Origin of the sequence: Enterobacter quasimori (genome assembly GCF_018597345.1) — a bacterium.
GTDB classification, from domain to species: Bacteria; Pseudomonadota; Gammaproteobacteria; order Enterobacterales; family Enterobacteriaceae; genus Enterobacter; species Enterobacter mori.
Genome location: NZ_JAHEVU010000001.1, coordinates 854916 through 875197, shown reverse-complemented (window position 1 = coordinate 875197; position 20282 = coordinate 854916). Strand labels below are relative to the sequence as shown.

At 54.7% G+C, this 20282-nt stretch carries 18 protein-coding genes; 15 read left to right on the top strand and 3 right to left on the bottom strand.

Translation table 11 applies throughout. The annotated features are described in order from the left end of the window. Positions 1–38 precede the first annotated feature (38 nt). Positions 39–3155: a ribonuclease E gene (gene rne / locus KK102_RS04230; protein ID WP_216357030.1), complete on the bottom strand. Its 3117-nt coding sequence runs from the start codon at positions 3153–3155 to the stop codon at positions 39–41. A gap of 572 nt (positions 3156–3727) precedes the next feature. Between rne and rluC the strand changes: the two genes are divergently transcribed. Then, positions 3728–4675, top strand: coding sequence for a 23S rRNA pseudouridine(955/2504/2580) synthase RluC (gene rluC, locus KK102_RS04225; protein WP_126543710.1), 948 nt, complete (start codon positions 3728–3730; stop codon positions 4673–4675). A gap of 82 nt (positions 4676–4757) precedes the next feature. On the opposite strand, the gene KK102_RS04220 is transcribed toward rluC, so the two are convergent. Continuing rightward, positions 4758–5342: a Maf family protein gene (locus KK102_RS04220; RefSeq protein WP_216357029.1), complete on the bottom strand. Its 585-nt coding sequence runs from the start codon at positions 5340–5342 to the stop codon at positions 4758–4760. A gap of 140 nt (positions 5343–5482) precedes the next feature. On the opposite strand from KK102_RS04220, the gene yceD reads away from it, so the two are divergent. The 14 genes from yceD (at position 5483) to ptsG (ending at position 17809) form a co-directional block, all read left to right on the top strand. Next, entirely contained in the window at positions 5483–6004 is a 522-nt protein-coding gene (gene yceD / locus KK102_RS04215) for a 23S rRNA accumulation protein YceD (protein WP_126543712.1), read from the top strand. A gap of 16 nt (positions 6005–6020) precedes the next feature. Continuing rightward, on the top strand, positions 6021–6194 hold the full coding sequence (rpmF, locus tag KK102_RS04210; protein ID WP_003857964.1) for a 50S ribosomal protein L32: 174 nt from the start codon (positions 6021–6023) through the stop codon (positions 6192–6194). Between the two features lie 80 nt (positions 6195–6274). Beyond that, positions 6275–7309, top strand: a complete 1035-nt coding sequence (plsX, locus tag KK102_RS04205; protein WP_010429690.1) for a phosphate acyltransferase PlsX — start codon at positions 6275–6277, stop codon at positions 7307–7309. A 6-nt stretch (positions 7310–7315) separates the two neighbouring features. Next, positions 7316–8269 carry a beta-ketoacyl-ACP synthase III gene (locus tag KK102_RS04200; RefSeq protein WP_216357028.1) on the top strand — a complete coding sequence of 318 codons (954 nt, stop codon included), beginning with the start codon at positions 7316–7318 and terminating at the stop codon, positions 8267–8269. Between the two features lie 15 nt (positions 8270–8284). After that, positions 8285–9214 carry an ACP S-malonyltransferase gene (gene fabD, locus KK102_RS04195; RefSeq protein WP_216357027.1) on the top strand — a complete coding sequence of 310 codons (930 nt, stop codon included), beginning with the start codon at positions 8285–8287 and terminating at the stop codon, positions 9212–9214. A 12-nt stretch (positions 9215–9226) separates the two neighbouring features. After that, positions 9227–9961, top strand: coding sequence for a 3-oxoacyl-ACP reductase FabG (fabG, locus tag KK102_RS04190; protein WP_010429699.1), 735 nt, complete (start codon positions 9227–9229; stop codon positions 9959–9961). Between the two features lie 154 nt (positions 9962–10115). Continuing rightward, positions 10116–10352, top strand: a complete 237-nt coding sequence (gene acpP / locus KK102_RS04185; RefSeq protein WP_003857954.1) for an acyl carrier protein — start codon at positions 10116–10118, stop codon at positions 10350–10352. A gap of 91 nt (positions 10353–10443) precedes the next feature. Beyond that, positions 10444–11685, top strand: coding sequence for a beta-ketoacyl-ACP synthase II (gene fabF, locus KK102_RS04180; protein ID WP_126543715.1), 1242 nt, complete (start codon positions 10444–10446; stop codon positions 11683–11685). Positions 11686–11806: 121 nt separating this feature from the next. Then, positions 11807–12616, top strand: coding sequence for an aminodeoxychorismate lyase (pabC, locus tag KK102_RS04175; protein ID WP_216357026.1), 810 nt, complete (start codon positions 11807–11809; stop codon positions 12614–12616). 2 nt (positions 12617–12618) lie between these two features. Further along, positions 12619–13641: a cell division protein YceG gene (gene yceG / locus KK102_RS04170; RefSeq protein ID WP_126543717.1), complete on the top strand. Its 1023-nt coding sequence runs from the start codon at positions 12619–12621 to the stop codon at positions 13639–13641. Then, positions 13631–14272 carry a dTMP kinase gene (gene tmk / locus KK102_RS04165; protein ID WP_216357025.1) on the top strand — a complete coding sequence of 214 codons (642 nt, stop codon included), beginning with the start codon at positions 13631–13633 and terminating at the stop codon, positions 14270–14272. Before yceG ends, tmk begins: the two co-directional genes overlap by 11 nt. Further along, positions 14269–15273, top strand: a complete 1005-nt coding sequence (holB, locus tag KK102_RS04160; RefSeq protein ID WP_216357024.1) for a DNA polymerase III subunit delta' — start codon at positions 14269–14271, stop codon at positions 15271–15273. The genes tmk and holB overlap by 4 nt, the downstream gene beginning before the upstream one ends. Before the next feature lie 10 nt (positions 15274–15283). Then, positions 15284–16078, top strand: coding sequence for a metal-dependent hydrolase (locus tag KK102_RS04155; RefSeq protein ID WP_126543720.1), 795 nt, complete (start codon positions 15284–15286; stop codon positions 16076–16078). Between the two features lie 297 nt (positions 16079–16375). Further along, entirely contained in the window at positions 16376–17809 is a 1434-nt protein-coding gene (ptsG, locus tag KK102_RS04150) for a PTS glucose transporter subunit IIBC (RefSeq protein ID WP_100167033.1), read from the top strand. A 173-nt stretch (positions 17810–17982) separates the two neighbouring features. Here ptsG and fhuE read toward each other — a convergent pair whose 3' ends face one another. After that, positions 17983–20169 carry a ferric-rhodotorulic acid/ferric-coprogen receptor FhuE gene (fhuE, locus tag KK102_RS04145; RefSeq protein ID WP_216357023.1) on the bottom strand — a complete coding sequence of 729 codons (2187 nt, stop codon included), beginning with the start codon at positions 20167–20169 and terminating at the stop codon, positions 17983–17985. Between the last annotated feature and the right edge of the window lie 113 nt (positions 20170–20282).

Below are 20282 nucleotides of genomic sequence, written 5' to 3'. Positions count from 1 at the left end.
AAGCCGACCCTGAGGTCGGCTTTTCATCTTAACGCGTGTTACTCAACAGACTGGGGGCGAGTTGCCGGTGCAGTCGCCTGATGCGTCGCGCTGTGACCACCTGCGGAACCTTTGCCCTCAAAGTTGAACTCCGGGCGAACCCAGTCGCTTTGACGCGGCGCTTCCGGCACGTACTCAGGCGCAGGGGCGCGAGTCATGGGTGCCGTTGCAACATGTGCTGCCGCAGGCGCAGCGGCCACCGGTGCTGGTTTCACCTCAGGCGCTGGAGCGTCTTCAGATTCACGAACCGGTTCAACATCAAGTTCAACTTCCTGAACCACCTCTTCTGTCACCGTTTCGATAACATCGTCAGCGGTGTCTTCAACCGGCGCGGCGGCTTCAACCTCTTCAGCAACCTCTTCGGCCACAACCGCGTCTTCTTCGGCGATGAACTGCGGTGCGGCATCAACCGGAGCAGCAATCACTTCAGGGTGGGTGGTTTCCACTTCAACCGCGTGCGGGGCTTCGGCTTCCACAGCCTGCGGCTCAACCACCGTCGCTGCTGCAGCCACAACCACAACCTCTTCAGCTGCAGCGACAGGTGCAATCACCTCTTCGGTGACAGCCTGTTCTTCAACAACCTGCTCCGGACGAGTAACCGGGTAGCGGATCCAGACTTTACCGGATGCCATTTCAGGTGATGCACACGCGATGGCTAACGGCATTGGAGACTGAGATGGGTAACGCTCGTCACGATAACGGCGACGACGCTGACCGCTCACGCGCAGGTGACGAGGAGAACGGCGTGAACGACGCGGCATGCCTGCGTTGTCACGACCTTCGCCGTTATCATCCTGCTCGGCGTTGTTCTCTACCACCGCCGGGAGATCAACTTTCGCCAGCTGGGTCTGCGGCGCGCTTTCGGCGACGGGTTCCGTAACAACAGTTGTCTCTTCGGTAGTTTCAGAAGCAAAACGGACCTTCTGACTCAGCTGGCGCTGCTTACGACGCGGCATGACCTGAGTACGTTCTTCCTGCTCAGCGTCTTGCTGTTCAACAGGCTCTTCGCGGTTCAGGTTTTTAACTTCCTGCTGCGCCTGACGCTTCTCGTCGTTGCGACGACGATTTCGCTCGCGGCGCGGCTGCTGCTGCTCGTCGCGCTGTTTGCTCTTCTCGGACTCATCGCCCGCCGGTTGGCGAGTTTCGCGAACTTCAACATTCTGCTGCTGTTTCTCGCGACGGTTGCGGCGGTTGTCTTCGCGTTGCTCACGGCCTTCGTTGTTGTCAGAACGGCTGTCACGACGATCGCTACGGTCGCTGCGGTCATTACGATCGCGGCGGTTGTTCTGGCGCTTACGACGATCCTGCTGACGCTCAGGCTTCGCTTCTTTCGGTGCTTCTTTCGGCTGCTCCGGCTGAACTTCTTCGCCAGCAAACATCTTCTTCAGCGCGCCGAAGAAGCGGCTCAGAAGACCAGGTTGCGCTGGCTGGGCTTTCGCCACCTCTGGCGCAGTTTTTTGCGCTGCAGGTTTAGCCGCTGGTTTTTCCAGCACGGCTTCCGGCGGCGCTTCCGGCATAATGAAGGTGGCTAATGCAGGCTGCTCAGGCAGTTTACGCTCGGCAGGCTCTTCATCGGATGGCAGTGCCATCTCTTCTTCATGCAGCTTCGGCAGCAGGTAGCTGAGGGTGGTCGTCTCTTCGCCCTTACGCACACGCAGCACGTGATAGTGCGGGGTCTGCATCTGGTCGTTTGGCACGATGATGCAGCGAACGCCGCCCTGACGTGCTTCGATTGCGCTTACCGCTGCACGTTTTTCGTTAAGCAGGTAAGAGGCAACGGGCACCGGCACAATGGCGTGAACTTCTTTGGTGTTCTCTTTCAGCGCTTCTTCTTCAATCAGACGCAGAATAGAGAGGGACAGCGATTCGTTATCGCGCACGGTACCGGTACCGGAACAGCGTGGGCAAACGTGATGGCTGGACTCACCCAGTGATGGGCTCAGACGCTGACGGGACATCTCCAGCAGGCCAAAGCGTGATATATGGCTGATCTGGATACGCGCACGATCCTGACGCACCGCTTCGCGCAGACGGTTTTCAACCGCACGCTGGTGACGAACAGGGGTCATGTCGATGAAGTCGATAACGATCAGACCGCCCAGGTCGCGCAGGCGGAGCTGGCGGGCGATTTCATCAGCGGCTTCAAGGTTGGTGTTGAAGGCGGTCTCTTCGATATCACCGCCGCGGGTTGCACGCGCGGAGTTGATGTCGATAGCGGTCAGCGCTTCGGTGGTATCGATAACGATAGAACCACCGGATGGCAGACGCACTTCACGCTGGAAGGCGGATTCAATCTGGGATTCAATCTGATAGTGGCTGAACAGCGGGATTTCACCGGTGTACAGTTTAATTTTGCTGGTGAAATCCGGACGGCCCAGCGCGGCGATGTGCTGGCGCGCCAGTTCAAGCACTTTCGGGTTATCAATCAGAATTTCGCCGATGTCCTGACGCAGATAGTCACGGAAAGCACGCACGATAACGTTGCTTTCCTGGTGGATCAGGAACGGAGCAGGGCGGCTCTCAGCCGCTTTCTTGATGGCTTCCCAGTGCTTCAGACGGAAGCTTAAGTCCCACTGCAGCGCTTCGGCAGATTTGCCGACGCCTGCGGTACGCACGATAAGCCCCATGCCGTCCGGCAGTTCAAGACTTGCCAGCGCTTCTTTCAGCTCGGTACGATCATCACCTTCGATACGGCGAGAGATACCACCCGCACGCGGGTTGTTTGGCATCAGAACCAGATAGCTCCCCGCAAGGCTGATAAAGGTTGTCAGTGCGGCACCTTTGTTGCCACGCTCTTCTTTATCAATCTGGACGATAACTTCCTGACCTTCACGCAGAACATCTTTGATGTTTGGGCGGCCATGGGCGTTGTAGTTGGCAGGGAAATATTCGCGGGCGATTTCTTTAAGAGGGAGGAAACCGTGACGCTCAGCACCGTAATCGACAAATGCAGCTTCAAGGCTTGGTTCAATGCGGGTGATTTTACCTTTGTAAATGTTCGCTTTTTTCTGTTCGTGTCCAGGACTTTCGATATCCAGATCGTACAGGCGCTGCCCATCCACAAGGGCGACACGCAACTCTTCTTGCTGAGTTGCGTTGATTAACATTCTTTTCATCGTAACTTACTCGTTATTCTTACATTGACGACAAAGCTGCGGGCAAGGTGACGCTTTCCGGGGTATGAACCGATGGCCTCGTGTCTGTTCACGTCGCCAACCTCACGGTTGTCGCTCGCTTAAGAGGCGCAGAGTGTCGGTTGCCTGTATTTCATACGGAAACACAGCGCAATTATCAGGGGAATTGCCTGGGTAGAACTCTCCAGAAAACAATCCTTATACCGGGAAGTACTGCAACCCGCAGCCCGCTAACTGCCTGAAAGATCAATACGTCTTACGCCATTGCTGCGTGGATGATCGGTCAGACAAAATTGGTCATTCCGTCGACATCCTTACTTAACCTGGATTTAACACGGAAAACAGCCTCATTATTCCACTGCTCGCCGGGTTATAGCAAGATGACTTTTACCAATTATCACCCGGTTACTCACAGTTTCTTCACTTCGAGGTGGTGATTGGTTTAATAACCACCAAATCGATTGCGCGAAACGGGGCGCAGGCCGGATAAAAGTAAATATAAGCATAGAAAAATGAGTGGCGCTAATGGCTGACGATATTTAGAATCGCCAACCATGAAAACAGAGACTCCAGCCGTAAAAATTGTTGCTATCGCGGATGACTATGCGGGGCAACGCATCGATAACTTTTTGCGCACCCAGTTGAAAGGCGTGCCAAAAAGCATGATTTACCGCATCCTGCGCAAGGGCGAGGTGCGGGTTAACAAAAAACGCGTGAAGCCTGAGTATAAGCTCGAAGCCGGTGACGAAGTGCGTATCCCGCCGGTTCGCGTGGCAGAGCGTGAAGAAGAGGCGGTTTCGCCTAAGCTGCAAAAAGTGGCTGCGCTGAGTGACGTCATCCTTTATGAGGATGACCATATTCTTGTGCTGAACAAACCGTCAGGTACAGCCGTACACGGCGGCAGCGGCCTGAGCTTTGGCGTGATTGAAGGGCTGCGCGCGCTTCGACCGGAAGCCCGTTTCCTGGAGCTGGTGCATCGCCTGGATCGTGATACCTCCGGCGTGCTGCTGGTGGCGAAAAAGCGTTCTGCGCTGCGTTCTTTGCACGAGCAGCTTCGCGAAAAAGGGATGCAGAAAGACTACCTGGCGCTGGTTCGCGGGCAGTGGCAGTCCCATGTAAAAGTGGTGCAGGCACCGCTGTTGAAAAATATTCTGCAGAGCGGCGAGCGCATTGTGCGTGTGAATCAGGAAGGGAAACCGTCCGAGACGCGCTTTAAAGTTGAAGAGCGCTATGAATTTGCCACGCTGGTGCGCTGCAGCCCGGTGACGGGGCGTACCCATCAGATTCGCGTGCATACCCAGTTTGCCGGGCATCCTATTGCGTTTGATGACCGCTATGGCGACCGCGAGTTTGATAAGCAGCTGGCGGGCACGGGGCTGTCGCGTCTGTTCCTGCATGCGGCTGCGCTGAAGTTTACGCATCCGAATACCGGTGAAGTCATCCGTATTGAAGCGCCGCTGGATGAGCAGCTGAAACGCTGTCTTAAGGTTCTGCGTGGCTAAGGTAAAAGTAAAACGGCAACGAAGTTGCCGTTTTTAATGTTTGCACCCTCTCCCGGTGGGTGAGGGCATCAGGCCGCAAAGATCACATCGTCAGCGGATTACACGCTTCTCGCCTTAACATCTGGCACAGTGCAATCAACGGCAATCCGACCAGCGCATTTGGGTCACGACCGTCCAGCTTGTCGAACAGCGCAATCCCTAGCCCTTCACTTTTAAAACTCCCCGCGCAGTCGAGTGGTCGCTCACGGCGCACATAATCCATAATCTCTTGCTCGCTGAGATGGCGAAAGTGCACGTCGAACGGCTCGCATTCCGTTTGCAGGTGGCCTGAGGCGGAGTTATAGAGCGCCAGCCCTGTATAAAAGGTCACGATAGTGCCACGTGCACGCAGAAGTTGTTGGCAGGCCTTCTCTTCCGTATGCGGCTTGCCGGTGATTTCGCCGTCCAGCGCGCAAACCTGATCGGAGCCTATAATCAAATGGGCGGGATAACGTGCGGCCAGCGATTGCGCTTTCTGTTGTGCGAGACGGGTCACCAGATGACGCGGGGATTCGCCCGGCTGTGGCGTCTCATCAACCTCTGGCGCGGCGCATTCAAACGGGATCCCGAGCTTTTCCAGCAGCATTCGACGGTAGGGTGAAGTGGAGGCGAGAACGAGATTTGGCATATTTTTATCACCAGATATAGCGTATCGATGCCAGCCATTTTAAACTACAGGCCGCAATGTGTGCGAATAATTGGCAAAAGGCAGCTCTGGTTGCCTTTTTCTTTGACTCTATGACGTTACAAAGTTAATATGCGCGCCCTATGCAAAAGGTAAAATTACCCCTGACTCTTGATCCGGTTCGTACGGCTCAAAAACGCCTTGATTACGAAGGAATCTATTCTTCCGATCAGGCTGAGCGTATTGCCGAATCCGTAGTCAGTGTGGACAGTGATGTAGAATGCTCCATGTCGTTCGCTATCGACAACCAGCGTCTCGCCGTTTTAACCGGTGATGCAAAGGTAACGGTAACCCTCGAATGTCAGCGTTGCGGGAAACCGTTTGTACAGCATGTTCACACAACGTATTGTTTCAGTCCCGTTCGTTCTGACGAACAGGCTGAAGCACTCCCGGAAGCGTATGAGCCGATTGAGGTTAACGAATTCGGTGAAATCGATCTTCTGGCTCTGGTTGAAGATGAAATCATCCTCTCCTTGCCAGTGGTTCCGGTGCATGATTCTGAACACTGTGAAGTGTCCGAGGCGGACATGGTCTTTGGGGAACTGCCTGATGAAGCGCAAAAACCAAACCCATTTGCCGTATTAGCCAGCTTAAAGCGTAAGTAATTAAGGAGTAAGGTCCATGGCCGTACAACAGAATAAACCAACCCGTTCCAAACGTGGCATGCGTCGTTCCCATGACGCGCTGACCGCAGTTACCAGCCTGTCTGTAGACAAGACTTCTGGTGAGAAACACCTGCGTCACCACATCACCGCTGACGGTTTCTACCGCGGCCGCAAGGTTATCACTAAGTAATCACGCGTTAGCGTGATTAGGCTTAGTGAGGATTTCCCCGTGCAAACGGGGAAGTTACCGAACCAGGCTGCGACGATACCTTGACACGTCTAACCCTGGCGTTAGATGTCATGGGGGGAGATTTTGGCCCTTCCGTGACAGTGCCTGCAGCATTGCAGGCACTGAATTCTAATTCGCAACTCACACTTCTTTTAGTCGGCAATCCCGACACAATCACGCCATTACTTGCAAAAGCTGACTTCGAACAACGTTCACGTCTGCAGATCATTCCTGCACAGTCAGTTATTGCCAGTGATGCCCGGCCATCGCAGGCTATACGCAATAGCCGTGGCAGCTCTATGCGCATTGCGCTGGAGCTGGTGAAAGAAGGGCGAGCGCAGGCTTGCGTCAGTGCGGGAAATACCGGTGCGCTGATGGGGCTGTCGAAATTATTGCTCAAGCCCATTGAGGGTATTGAGCGCCCGGCGCTGGTGACGGTGTTGCCGCATCAACAAAAGGGCAAAACGGTGGTGCTGGATCTCGGTGCTAACGTTGATTGTGATAGTACAATGCTGGCTCAGTTTGCTGTGATGGGGTCGGTGCTGGCTGAAGACGTAGTGGGAATTCACAATCCCCGCGTTGCGTTACTGAATATTGGTGAAGAAGAGACCAAAGGCCTGGACAGCATTCGTGACGCTGCCGAATTGCTCAAGCAGGTTCCCTCCATCAACTATATTGGTTATCTCGAAGCCAATGAGTTGCTGACGGGTAAGACCGATGTATTAGTGTGTGATGGCTTCACCGGAAACGTAACGTTGAAGACTATGGAAGGGGTGGTGCGAATGTTCCTTTCTCTGCTGAAATCGCAGGGGGAAGGTAAAAAAAGCGCCTGGTGGCTCATTTTATTAAAGCGTTGGTTACAAAAAAGCCTGACGCGGCGATTCAGTCACCTCAACCCCGACCAGTATAATGGCGCCTGTCTGTTAGGATTGCGCGGCATCGTGATTAAGAGTCACGGTGCGGCCAATCAGCGAGCCTTTTCCGTCGCGATAGAACAGGCAGTGCAGGCGGTGCAGCGACAAGTTCCTCAACGGATTGCCGCTCGCCTGGAATCTGTATTAGCTAAAAGTGACTGAGCGTACATGTATACGAAGATTTTAGGTACCGGCAGCTACCTGCCAACACAAGTGCGTACCAACGCCGATCTTGAAAAAATGGTAGATACGTCTGACGAGTGGATTGTCACGCGCACAGGTATCCGTGAACGTCGTATCGCCGCGCCAGACGAAACCGTGTCCACCATGGGTTACGAAGCCGCACAGCGCGCTATCGAAATGGCTGGCATCGATAAAGAACAGATTGGCTTGATCGTGGTCGCCACCACGTCGGCTACGCATGCCTTCCCAAGCGCAGCGTGCCAGGTGCAGAACATGCTCGGCATTAAAGGCTGCCCGGCATTTGACGTTGCTGCCGCGTGCGCAGGTTTCACCTACGCGCTGAGCGTTGCCGATCAGTATGTTAAGTCTGGCGCCGTGAAGTACGCGCTGGTGATCGGCGCTGACGTGCTGGCGCGCACCTGTGATCCAACCGATCGCGGGACGATCATTATTTTTGGTGATGGTGCGGGTGCGGTGCTGCTGGGGCAGTCCGAAGAGCCGGGCATCATCTCCACGCATCTGCATGCCGACGGTAGCTACGGCGAGCTGTTGACCTTGCCAAACGCCGATCGCGTTAATCCGGACAGTTCGATTTACCTGACCATGGCAGGAAACGAGGTGTTCAAGGTGGCGGTGACTGAGCTTGCACACATCGTTGATGAAACGCTGGAAGCGAACAACCTTGAGCGCTCCGCGCTTGACTGGCTGGTGCCGCATCAGGCGAACCTGCGTATCATCAGCGCAACCGCGAAAAAGCTGGGCATGTCGATGGATAACGTTGTGGTGACGCTTGATCGTCACGGCAACACCTCTGCGGCGTCGGTACCGTGCGCATTTGATGAAGCGGTACGCGATGGACGAATCAAACGGGGCCAACTGGTCTTGCTTGAAGCCTTCGGTGGCGGGTTCACCTGGGGTTCCGCGCTGGTTCGTTTCTAGGATAAGGATTAAAAAATGACGCAATTTGCTTTTGTGTTCCCGGGGCAGGGCTCTCAAACCGTTGGGATGTTGTCTGAAATGGCAGCACACTATCCGGTCATTGAAGAGACTTTCCGTGAAGCTTCTGATGCACTGGGTTATGATCTGTGGGCGTTGACTCAGCAGGGACCTGCCGAAGAACTGAACAAAACCTGGCAAACTCAGCCAGCACTGCTGACCGCGTCCGTTGCGCTGTGGCGTGTCTGGCAGCAGCAGGGCGGCAAAACGCCTGCACTGCTCGCAGGCCACAGCCTCGGTGAATACTCTGCACTGGTGTGTGCCGGTGTGATCGCGTTTGCTGACGCGGTACGTCTGGTGGAACTGCGCGGTAAATTCATGCAGGAAGCGGTGCCGGAAGGCACGGGCGGTATGTCTGCCATCATCGGTCTGGATGACGCTGCAATTGCAAAAGCGTGTGAAGAATCTGCTGAAGGCCAGGTGGTCTCACCGGTGAACTTCAACTCGCCGGGCCAGGTGGTGATTGCCGGTCATAAAGAAGCGGTTGAACGTGCCGGTGCGGCCTGTAAAGCTGCGGGCGCGAAACGTGCGCTGCCGCTGCCGGTCAGCGTGCCGTCCCACTGCGCGCTGATGAAGCCAGCCGCCGACAAACTGGCGGTTGAGCTGGATAAAATTACGTTTAACGCACCGACGATTTCCGTTGTAAACAACGTCGATGTGAAATGCGAAACCGCGCCGGAGGCAATCCGTAACGCGCTGGTTCGCCAGCTTTACAGCCCGGTACAGTGGACCAAAACCGTTGAGTTTATGGCGTCTCAGGGCGTTGAGCATCTGTATGAAGTCGGTCCAGGTAAAGTCCTCACCGGCCTGACAAAACGTATTGTTGATACCCTGACTGCCTCGGCCATTAACGAGCCGGAAGCACTGTCAGCGGCACTCGCGCAATAAAAGAGGAATACCATGAGTTTTGAAGGAAAAATCGCACTGGTTACCGGCGCAAGCCGCGGTATCGGGCGTGCAATTGCTGAAACACTGGTTGCGCGCGGCGCGAAGGTGATTGGTACCGCAACCAGCGAGAATGGCGCTCAGGCCATCAGCGAGTATCTGGGTGCGAATGGTAAAGGTCTGGTACTCAATGTGACCGAACCAGCATCTATCGAATCTGTTCTGGAAAATATTCGCGCAGAGTTTGGCGAAGTCGATATTCTGGTCAATAATGCCGGGATCACTCGCGACAACCTGCTGATGCGAATGAAAGATGATGAGTGGAACGATATTATCGAAACCAACCTGTCATCTGTATTCCGTCTGTCAAAAGCGGTAATGCGCGCTATGATGAAAAAGCGTCATGGTCGTATTATCACTGTTGGTTCTGTGGTTGGTACCATGGGAAATGCTGGTCAGGCTAACTACGCTGCGGCGAAAGCAGGTCTGATTGGCTTCAGTAAGTCGCTGGCACGTGAAGTCGCGTCCCGCGGTATTACTGTAAACGTTGTTGCTCCGGGCTTTATTGAAACGGACATGACGCGTGCGCTGACCGATGATCAGCGTGCGGGTACGCTGGCGGCAGTTCCGGCGGGTCGTCTTGGCGACCCTAAAGAAATCGCCAGCGCGGTTGCATTTTTAGCCTCTGACGAAGCGGGTTACATCACTGGTGAAACCCTTCACGTCAATGGCGGGATGTATATGGTTTAATCACGATGAAAAATATTTGCGTTATTGTAGGGGTTGGCCTCAAAATAACGTAAAATCGTGGTAAGACCTGCCGGGATTTAGTTGCAAATTTTTCAACATTTTATACACTACGAAAACCATCGCGAAAGCGAGTTTTGATAGGAAATTTAAGAGTATGAGCACTATCGAAGAACGCGTTAAGAAAATTATCGGCGAACAGCTGGGCGTTAAGCAGGAAGAAGTTGTGAACTCCGCTTCCTTCGTTGAAGACCTGGGCGCAGATTCTCTTGACACCGTTGAGCTGGTAATGGCTCTGGAAGAAGAGTTTGATACTGAGATTCCGGACGAAGAAGCTGAGAAAATCACCACCGTTCAGGCTGCCATTGATTACATCAACGGTCACCAGGCGTAAGTGAACATCTCCAGGCGGTCATTCGACCGCCTGAGTTTTATCTTTTTTAGTCCCACGAATCTCTTTTTTTATCCCTCCCTGGAGGACAAACGTGTCTAAGCGTCGTGTAGTTGTGACCGGACTTGGCATGTTGTCTCCTGTCGGCAATACCGTAGAGTCCACCTGGAAAGCTCTCCTTGCCGGTCAGAGCGGCATCAGCCTAATCGACCATTTCGATACTAGCGCCTATGCAACGAAATTTGCTGGCTTAGTAAAGGATTTTAACTGTGAAGAGATCATCTCGCGCAAAGAACAGCGCAAGATGGATGCCTTCATTCAATATGGAATTGTCGCTGGCGTTCAGGCCATGCAGGATTCTGGCCTTGAGATTACGGAAGAGAACGCATCCCGTATCGGCGCCGCTATCGGCTCCGGGATCGGCGGTCTTGGACTGATCGAGGAAAACCATTCATCCCTGATGAACGGCGGCCCGCGTAAGATCAGCCCGTTCTTCGTTCCGTCCACGATTGTTAACATGGTGGCAGGTCACCTGACCATTATGTTCGGTCTTCGTGGGCCAAGCATTTCCATCGCTACCGCATGTACGTCCGGCGTGCATAACATCGGCCAGGCCGCGCGTATCATTGCGTACGGCGATGCAGATGCTATGGTTGCGGGCGGTGCTGAAAAAGCCAGTACCCCATTGGGTGTAGGCGGTTTTGGTGCGGCGCGTGCGCTGTCTACCCGTAATGATAACCCGCAGGCGGCGAGCCGTCCGTGGGATAAAGACCGTGACGGTTTCGTGCTGGGCGACGGTGCGGGTATGATCGTACTGGAAGAGTACGAACACGCGAAAAAACGCGGTGCGAAAATTTATGCTGAAGTCGTTGGCTTCGGCATGAGCAGCGATGCCTACCACATGACGTCTCCTCCGGAGAACGGTGCGGGTGCTGCGCTGGCGATGGAAAACGCGATTCGTGATGCGGGTATTACCCCAGCACAAATTGGCTACGTCAACGCGCACGGTACTTCTACACCTGCGGGCGATAAAGCAGAAGCTCAGGCTGTTAAGTCTATCTTCGGCGAATCTGCCAGCCGCGTAATGGTGAGCTCCACGAAATCCATGACCGGTCACCTGTTGGGTGCGGCGGGTGCAGTAGAGTCAATCTACTCCATCCTTGCGCTGCGCGATCAGGCTATTCCGCCAACCATCAACCTGGATAACCCGGATGAAGGTTGCGATCTGGACTTCGTTCCTCACGAAGCGCGTCAGGTTAGCGGTATGGAGTATACCCTGTGTAACTCCTTCGGCTTCGGCGGGACTAACGGCTCTCTGATCTTCAAAAAGGTCTGAGCCTGACTGCACGATAGCGATTAAAAAAGGTCCGCTTGCCGGGCCTTTTTTATTAAGCGTAATCCCCTTGTCCGGTTAAAGACATCCTGCCAGACTGAACCCCCACGCATCAGGAGACATCATGTTTTTGATCAATGGCCTTGAGCAGGAGAGTCTGCCTGCGAGCGACAGAGCAACGCAGTTTGGTGATGGCTGCTTTACGACGGCGCGAATTATTGACGGGCAAGTATGCCTGCTCGACGCGCATATCCGCCGTCTGCAAACGGCCTGCGAAACCTTAACGATCCCCTTTCAACTCTGGGACACGCTGCGGCGTGAGATGAGCCAACTGGCGTCAGAGAAGAGCAGTGGCGTGCTGAAAGTCATCATCAGTCGCGGTAGCGGAGGGCGGGGTTATAGCCGGGCCGGCTGTGAGAACCCCACGCGCATACTCTCCGTATCCGCTTACCCTACACATTATGAAAGCTGGCGCAAAGATGGCGTCACGCTGACGCTGAGCCCGATACGACTGGGCCGCAACCCCATGCTGGCCGGAATTAAACACCTCAATCGCCTTGAACAGGTGCTGATTCGTACTCATCTTGAACAGACGGACGCTGATGAGGCGCTGGTTCTTGACAGCGAAGGGGTCATTACGGAATGCTGTGCGGCTAATTTACTCTGGCGGAAGGGCCGTGATGTTTTCACACCTTCACTGGAGCAGGCTGGGGTGAAGGGCATTATGCGTCAGTTTTGTTTGCAACAGCTGGCACGCTCGGGTTTTCGCGTTGTCGAAGTTAGCGAAAGGGAAGAGGCGCTACTGACCGCTGATGAAGTTATCGTTTGTAACGCGTTGATGCCTGTTTTACCCGTCCGTGCCTATGGCCAACAGGTCTGGTCATCGCGCGAACTGTTTCAGTTTTTAGCCCCGTTATGTGAGCAAACCAGATAGTCATGAAGAAAATGTTGCGCTTTGTTCTCCTTCTCATCGTTGTGCTGGGTATCGCCGGCGGCGCGGGAGTGTGGAAAGTCCGTCAGCTGGCGGAGAGTAAAATCCTGATTAAAGACGAGACGATTTTCACCCTTAAAGCCGGTACCGGGCGCATTGCGCTGGGTGAGCAGCTTTACGGGGATAAGATCATTAACCGCCCGCGCGTCTTCCAGTGGTTACTGCGCCTTGAGCCTGAACTGTCTCACTTCAAAGCCGGTACGTACCGCTTTACCCCTGGTATGACCGTCAGGCAGATGCTGCAGGTGCTGGAGAGCGGCAAAGAGGCCCAGTTCCCGCTGCGGTTTGTTGAGGGGATGCGCTTAAGCGATTACCTCAAACAGCTGCGCGACGCACCCTATATCAAACACACGTTAAAAGACGACAGCTATCAGACGGTCGCTGAGGTGCTGAAATTCGAGCATCCTGAATGGGTGGAAGGCTGGTTCTGGCCGGATACCTGGATGTACACGGCGGGCACAACCGACGTTGCTATTCTGAAACGCGCACATAAAAAAATGGTCGCGGCGGTAGAGTCAGCGTGGGAAGGGCGTGCAGATGGCCTGCCCTATAAAGATCAAAACCAGTTCGTCACCATGGCCTCGATCGTTGAAAAAGAGACGGCCGTTGCGGCAGAACGCGATCAGGTCGCATCCGTATTCATCAACCGTCTGCGCATCGGCATGCGTCTGCAAACCGATCCCACGGTCATCTACGGCATGGGCGAAAGTTATAGCGGCAAGATATCCAGAAAAGATCTGGAGACGCCAACAGCGTATAATACCTATGTGATTGCGGGACTGCCGCCAGGCCCAATTGCGACGCCGAGTGAAGCCTCATTGCGAGCCGCGGCGCACCCGGCCAAAACACCGTATCTCTATTTTGTGGCTGACGGAAAAGGGGGGCATACCTTTAATACCAACCTTGCCAGCCATAATCGCTCTGTTCAGGACTATCTGAAGGCACTTAAGGAAAAAAATGCGCAGTAAATACATTGTCATTGAGGGACTCGAAGGGGCGGGTAAAACCACCGCCCGCAACGTGGTGGTTGATACGCTAAAAGCGCTTGGCGTTGCGGACTTGGTGTTTACCCGTGAACCAGGCGGTACGCAACTGGCTGAAAAGCTGCGTAGCCTCGTGCTGGATATCAAATCCGTTGGCGACGAGGTCATCACTGACAAAGCCGAAGTGTTGATGTTCTACGCGGCGCGCGTGCAGCTGGTAGAAACGGTGATCAAACCTGCACTGGCGGAAGGTAAATGGGTGATTGGCGATCGTCACGACCTGTCGACCCAGGCATATCAGGGCGGTGGTCGGGGGATTGACCAGACGATGTTAGCAACGCTGCGCGACGCCGTGCTCGGTGATTTCCGTCCCGACCTGACGCTTTATCTGGACGTGACGCCCGAAGTCGGCCTGAAGCGTGCCCGCGCGCGCGGCGAGCTGGACCGCATCGAGCAAGAGTCTTTTGACTTCTTCAACCGTACCCGCGCGCGCTACCTTGAACTGGCGGAGCAGGATGCCTCCATTCGTACTATCGATGCAACACAGTCTCTGGAAGAGGTGACGCGCGCTATTCAGAAGACGGTCGCGCAGTGGCACCAGGAGCAGCCGGCATGAAATGGTATCCATGGTTGCGCCCGCACTTTGAGCAGTTGATCAACAGCTATCAGGCGGGGCGGGGCCATCATGCGTTACTGATTCAGGCATTGCCAGGAATGGGCGATGATGCGCTGATTTACGCCATCACCCGTTTCCTGATGTGTCAGCAGCCGGAAGGGCATAAAAGCTGCGGTAAATGCCGTGGCTGCCAGCTGATGCAGGCGGGCACGCATCCGGACTATTACACGCTGGAGCCTGAAAAGGGCAAAAGCACGCTCGGGATTGACGCCGTGCGTGAAGTCAGTGAAAAACTGTATGAACACGCGCGGCTTAACGGGGCCAAAGTGGTCTGGCTGAAAGATGCCGCGCAGCTTACCGAGGCGGCGGCGAACGCGCTGCTCAAAACCCTGGAAGAGCCACCGGAGAAAACCTGGTTCTTCCTGTCATGTCGTGAACCGGGACGATTACTGGCGACGCTGCGCAGTCGCTGTCGTCTTCATCACCTCACAGTACCTCAGGAAACATGGGCGCTCACCTGGCTGGAACGCGAAGTGACGGTGTCACAAGACGCGGCCCTGACTGCGCTACGTCTGTGCAGCGGCGCGCCAGCGGCGGCTCTGGCGTTGCTTCAGGCGGATGTCTGGTCGCAGCGTGAAACGCTGTGTCGTGCCGTCGAATCCGCGCTGGATAGCGGCGACTGGTTGAGTTTGCTGCCTGCCCTGAACAGCGATCAGTCGACCGAGCGCCTGCACTGGCTGGCCGCTTTACTGCTGGATGCGCTCAAACTTCAACAGGGGGCAACGCTTCTGACCAACCTCGACGTCTGGTCGCTGGTGAACACCCTGGCGAATCGCCTGTCGGGCGTCTCGTTGCGCGCTATCCTTCATGATGTTTGCCAGAGTCGCGAACAGCTTTTGACAGTAACCGGCCTAAATCGCGAGCTTTTACTGACAGACCAGTTACTGCGAATCGAACACTACCTGCAACCGGGCGTCACACCGCCTGTTTCCCATCTCTGAGAGAGACATTATGTTTTTAGTCGACTCACACTGCCATCTTGATGGCCTGGATTATCAATCTCTGCACAAAAACGTCGATGACGTGCTGGAAAAAGCCGCCGCCCGCGACGTCAAATTCTGTCTGGCTGTGGCAACCACGCTGCCGGGCTACCGCTCCATGCGCGAGCTGGTGGGCGTTCGCGATAACGTGGTGTTCTCCTGCGGCGTGCATCCATTGAATCAGGACGAGGCGTTCGACGTTGAGGATCTGCGCCGACTGGCAGCAGAGGAGGGCGTGGTGGCGATGGGGGAGACCGGGCTTGACTATTTTTACACGCCGGAAACTAAATCACGCCAGCAGGCGTCCTTCCGCCACCATATCCGCATTGGCCGCGAGCTGAACAAACCCGTCATTGTGCATACCCGCGACGCGCGTGCGGATACCCTGGCGATCCTCCGGGAAGAAAACGTGACGGATTGCGGTGGCGTACTACACTGTTTCACAGAAGACAGAGAAACGGCGGGCAAGCTGCTTGATTTGGGGTTTTATATCTCGTTTTCGGGGATCGTGACGTTCCGTAATGCTGAGCAGCTGCGCGATGCTGCGCGCTATGTTCCGCTCGATCGCATTCTGGTGGAAACAGACTCGCCGTATCTGGCACCGGTGCCGCATCGCGGCAAAGAGAACCAGCCGGCGATGACGAGAGACGTGGCTGAGTATATGGCCGTTCTGAAGGGCGTCAGCATTGAAGAGCTGGCTCGCGCGACGACGGAAAATTTCTCCACGCTGTTCCACATCGACCCCGCCCGCCTGCAATCTGTCTGATACACCTGTTTTTTTTAGGCTCGTAATTAATAACTAAAGCGAGTAAAGTTCACCGCCTCATTTGGGGCGGTGATGGTGTTTTTAGACACATCCAGACATGCTTTTTGTAAATATCTGAAAGTTTTTTGGCCGTCTTGAACTGAAACGTGATAGCCGTCAAACAAACCCAGAGGGAATTATTTTACTCTGTGTAATAAATAAAGGGCGCTTAGATGTCCTGTCCACGGCACGGTACTCCCCCCGGGCCAATGCGTGAAAGCGTAAAAAAAGCACAAATACTCAGGAGCACTCTCAATTATGTTTAAGAATGCATTTGCTAACCTGCAAAAGGTCGGTAAATCGCTGATGCTGCCAGTATCCGTACTGCCTATCGCAGGTATCCTGCTGGGCGTCGGTTCTGCTAACTTCAGCTGGCTGCCAGCCGTAGTTTCCCACGTGATGGCCGAAGCAGGCGGTTCTGTTTTTGCTAACATGCCGCTGATCTTTGCGATCGGTGTTGCTCTGGGCTTCACCAATAACGACGGCGTTTCTGCGCTGGCTGCAGTGGTTGCCTACGGCATCATGGTGAAAACCATGGCGGTGGTTGCGCCGCTGGTTCTGCATTTACCGGCTGAAGAGATCGCCGCGAAACACCTGGCGGACACCGGTGTTCTGGGCGGTATCATCTCCGGTGCGATTGCAGCATATATGTTTAACCGCTTCTATCGCATCAAGCTGCCTGAGTATCTGGGCTTCTTCGCGGGCAAGCGTTTCGTTCCGATCATCTCTGGTCTGGCAGCGATTTTCACCGGTGTGATCCTGTCCTTCATCTGGCCACCAATCGGTTCCGCTATTCAGACCTTCTCTCAGTGGGCTGCTTACCAGAACCCGGTTGTGGCGTTCGGTATCTACGGCTTCATCGAGCGCTGCCTGGTACCATTTGGTCTGCACCACATCTGGAACGTTCCATTCCAGATGCAGATTGGTGAATTCACCAACGCGGCAGGTCAGGTATTCCACGGCGATATCCCACGCTACATGGCAGGCGACCCAACTGCAGGCAAACTGTCTGGTGGCTTCCTGTTCAAAATGTACGGTCTGCCGGCTGCTGCGATTGCAATCTGGCACTCTGCTAAACCAGAGAACCGTGCAAAAGTGGGCGGTATCATGATCTCCGCAGCGCTGACCTCGTTCCTGACCGGTATCACCGAGCCGATCGAGTTCTCCTTCATGTTCGTTGCGCCGATCCTGTACATCATTCACGCTGTACTGGCTGGCCTGGCGTTCCCAATCTGTATCCTGCTGGGTATGCGTGACGGTACGTCCTTCTCTCACGGTCTGATCGACTTCATCGTTCTGTCCGGTAACAGCAGCAAACTGTGGCTGTTCCCAATCGTGGGTGCGTGCTATGCCGTTGTTTACTACACCATCTTCCGCGTGCTGATCAAAGCACTGGACCTGAAAACTCCGGGTCGTGAAGATGCAACTGAAGACAGCAAAGCAGGCGTGACCAGCGAAATGGCTCCGGCACTGGTAGCCGCGTTCGGTGGTAAAGAGAACATCACTAATCTGGACGCGTGTATCACTCGTCTGCGTGTGAGCGTTGCCGATGTCGCAAAAGTTGACCAGCCGGGCCTGAAAAAATTGGGCGCAGCAGGTGTTGTTGTTGCAGGTTCTGGCGTTCAGGCAATCTTCGGTACCAAATCCGATAACCTGAAAACCGAAATGGATGAGTACATCCGCAACAACTAAGTTGTGATGTGGGGAGACTGAGGCAGCCGAATGGCTGCCTTTTTTATTTGTGCGGCCTGTTCAGCCCGGTGGCGGCTACGCCTTACCGGGCCTACGTGAAACGAATCGTCACCCGGCGAGAAGCGCGAACAAAAAAGGGAGCCATTCGGCTCCCTATTAATACGTCTGAGCGCTCAGAACTGGTAGCTTGCCGTTACGCTGACGTTTCGGGGTTCACCATAAACCAGTGAGCCCTGGACGTTGGTATCGTAAGTCTTGTCGAACAGGTTGTTCAGATTCCCCTGCAGAGAGAAATTCTTCGTGACCTGATAGCGGGTGAAGAGATCAACCAGCGCATAGCTGCCTTGTTCCGCGCGCCACGTGCCGTAAGGCGTAGCAACGTCGCTGTATACGCGGTTTTGCCAGTTAACGCCGCCGCCGACGGTCAGCGCAGGCATCGCTGGCAGACGGTAGCTGGTGAACAGTTTAACCGTCGTACGCGGCAGGTAAGGGTTAACGTCTTTGCCGGCACTGTCTTCAGCCAGGTAGCGCGTCGCGCCAAAGGTCATTTGCCAGTTATCCGTCAACGCGCCGTTAATTTCAAATTCAACGCCTTTACTTACGGTGCCGTCTACGCCTTCATAAGCGGTATCGGTTGACCCCTGAATCACGCGCCCCGTACTCTGCGCCACGTTATCCTGCTCGATGCGGAAGACAGAGAGCGTCGTGGTCAGTCGGCTGTTCATCCAGTCCGACTTCAGGCCCACTTCATAATTGTTGCCGGTGATCGGGTCGAGATACCTGCCGGTGCTGTCACGGTAGTTCTGTGGCTGGAAGATGGAGGTATAGCTGGCATAGGCGGACCAGTTATCATCAATGTCATACACTAGACCCGCATACGGCGTGGTATGGTTTTTTTCCATACCATACGTCATGGTGTCGACGCTCCAGTTCGTATAGCGGGCACCGAGGATCAAATGCAGCGGATCGGCCAATGAAATGCGCGTCGCGGCGTAGAGCGATTTCATATTCGTTTTGTCGTCCTGGGCCAGCGCCTGCGATCCCCAGTTTGTTTCCGGGAAATGGCCATCATAGTCGTAGAAATTACCGAATTCGTCCGGATACACGTTCGCCCACGCGTTGGTGTAACGGTTGGTTTGACGACTGAAGCTGCCGCCGAACATCACGGTATGCTGGCGGCCAAACAGGTCGTAGCTACCATCGGCAAACAGATCGAAAGCATCGACCTTACGCTTCCCGCTGTTCCAGCCCGTACCGCCGATGTAGCCGTAGTCCGGTCCATAATTCGAATAAGGCCCAACCAGCATGCCGGTTGATTTGTCCACATAGGCGTCGAGGTACAGGGCTTTACTGTCGAATTTGGCCTCGGTATGGGTGGCATTCAGCGTGGCCTGCCAGGTGTCGGCAAAACGCTGCCTGAAGGTGGCGAAAACTTTGTTGAACTCTTTGTCGTTATAGGCCCAGTCAGGCGCGGTGCTGTGGGCGCGATCGTAATGCCTTACGCTACCGTCTGTGTTCCAGCGCGGTAGGCCGCCCCAGGTCTGGTTGTTCACGTCAATGCGCTGGTATTCGTAACCTGCCGAGAATGACGTGGTATCGCCCAGATCCGCATCAAGAATGCCCGAGAAGAACGTTTTCTTTTGATTGTAGTTATCGAGCCAGGAGTCATTATCCTGATAGCCCGCCACGATGCGGCCACGCAGATTGCCATCGTCGGTTAACGGGCTTTGCAGATCCATCACGTAACGCTGTTTGTTCCAGCTGCCGTATTCCGCAGACAGATTGCCTTTGAACTCGCGGCTGGTGGCATGTTTACGCACCATGTTGATCGCTGCCGACGGGTTACCCGTGCCCGTCATCAAGCCGGTCGCCCCACGCACCACTTCCACGCGCTCAAACAGGGCGGTATCCGAGAGGGCATCCCCGAGGTTCCAGCGAGATTCAAAATAGGTGGGGATACCATCAATCATGTAGTTGTCGATCTCGAAACCACGTGAGTAATAGCTGCTGCGATCGGAGTCTGCGGTGTTTTTGCTGATCCCCATCGTGTTATCCATCACATCTCCCAGCGTTTGCAGCTGCTGATCTTCCATACGTTGTTCACTGACAATGGAGACTGACTGGGGGATATCGCGCTGGACCATCTGCATTTTGGTGCCGATGGTGGTGGTTTTGACGCTGTAATCCTGCTCTTCGCTGGACGCGTCTGGCTGGGAAGTACCGTCAACGACGAGTGTTTCCTCGTTTGGGGCGGCGAAACTTACGGTTGGCATCAGTGCCATAGCAATGCAGGCTGCCAGCAACGAAGGCGTTGCAACAGGCTGACGTTGCCCATCCCTGGTATGATTAATGAAAGACATCATCAAACCCTTAGTGAATGGTGAAGGTGGTATGCGTCAGTCCCATAGCCGGGCTGGCGTCGTATTCTTTGTTAAAAACGCGCATGAAAATGCAAATGCGAAATATACGCATT

Bases quoted from the DNA above. Each gene is read 5' to 3' on its own strand.
- KK102_RS04220 (WP_216357029.1), bottom strand. From the start codon at position 5,342: ATGCCAAATCTCGTTCTCGCCTCCACTTCACCCTACCGTCGAATGCTG.
- tmk (WP_216357025.1), top strand. From the start codon at position 13,631: ATGCGCAGTAAATACATTGTCATTGAGGGACTCGAAGGGGCGGGTAAA.
- ptsG (WP_100167033.1), top strand. From the start codon at position 16,376: ATGTTTAAGAATGCATTTGCTAACCTGCAAAAGGTCGGTAAATCGCTG.
- pabC (WP_216357026.1), top strand. From the start codon at position 11,807: ATGTTTTTGATCAATGGCCTTGAGCAGGAGAGTCTGCCTGCGAGCGAC.
- holB (WP_216357024.1), top strand. From the start codon at position 14,269: ATGAAATGGTATCCATGGTTGCGCCCGCACTTTGAGCAGTTGATCAAC.
- rpmF (WP_003857964.1), top strand. From the start codon at position 6,021: ATGGCCGTACAACAGAATAAACCAACCCGTTCCAAACGTGGCATGCGT.
- fhuE (WP_216357023.1), bottom strand. From the start codon at position 20,169: ATGTCTTTCATTAATCATACCAGGGATGGGCAACGTCAGCCTGTTGCA.
- fabG (WP_010429699.1), top strand. From the start codon at position 9,227: ATGAGTTTTGAAGGAAAAATCGCACTGGTTACCGGCGCAAGCCGCGGT.
- acpP (WP_003857954.1), top strand. From the start codon at position 10,116: ATGAGCACTATCGAAGAACGCGTTAAGAAAATTATCGGCGAACAGCTG.
- rne (WP_216357030.1), bottom strand. From the start codon at position 3,155: ATGAAAAGAATGTTAATCAACGCAACTCAGCAAGAAGAGTTGCGTGTC.
- yceG (WP_126543717.1), top strand. From the start codon at position 12,619: ATGAAGAAAATGTTGCGCTTTGTTCTCCTTCTCATCGTTGTGCTGGGT.
- yceD (WP_126543712.1), top strand. From the start codon at position 5,483: ATGCAAAAGGTAAAATTACCCCTGACTCTTGATCCGGTTCGTACGGCT.
- KK102_RS04155 (WP_126543720.1), top strand. From the start codon at position 15,284: ATGTTTTTAGTCGACTCACACTGCCATCTTGATGGCCTGGATTATCAA.
- fabD (WP_216357027.1), top strand. From the start codon at position 8,285: ATGACGCAATTTGCTTTTGTGTTCCCGGGGCAGGGCTCTCAAACCGTT.
- rluC (WP_126543710.1), top strand. From the start codon at position 3,728: ATGAAAACAGAGACTCCAGCCGTAAAAATTGTTGCTATCGCGGATGAC.
- KK102_RS04200 (WP_216357028.1), top strand. From the start codon at position 7,316: ATGTATACGAAGATTTTAGGTACCGGCAGCTACCTGCCAACACAAGTG.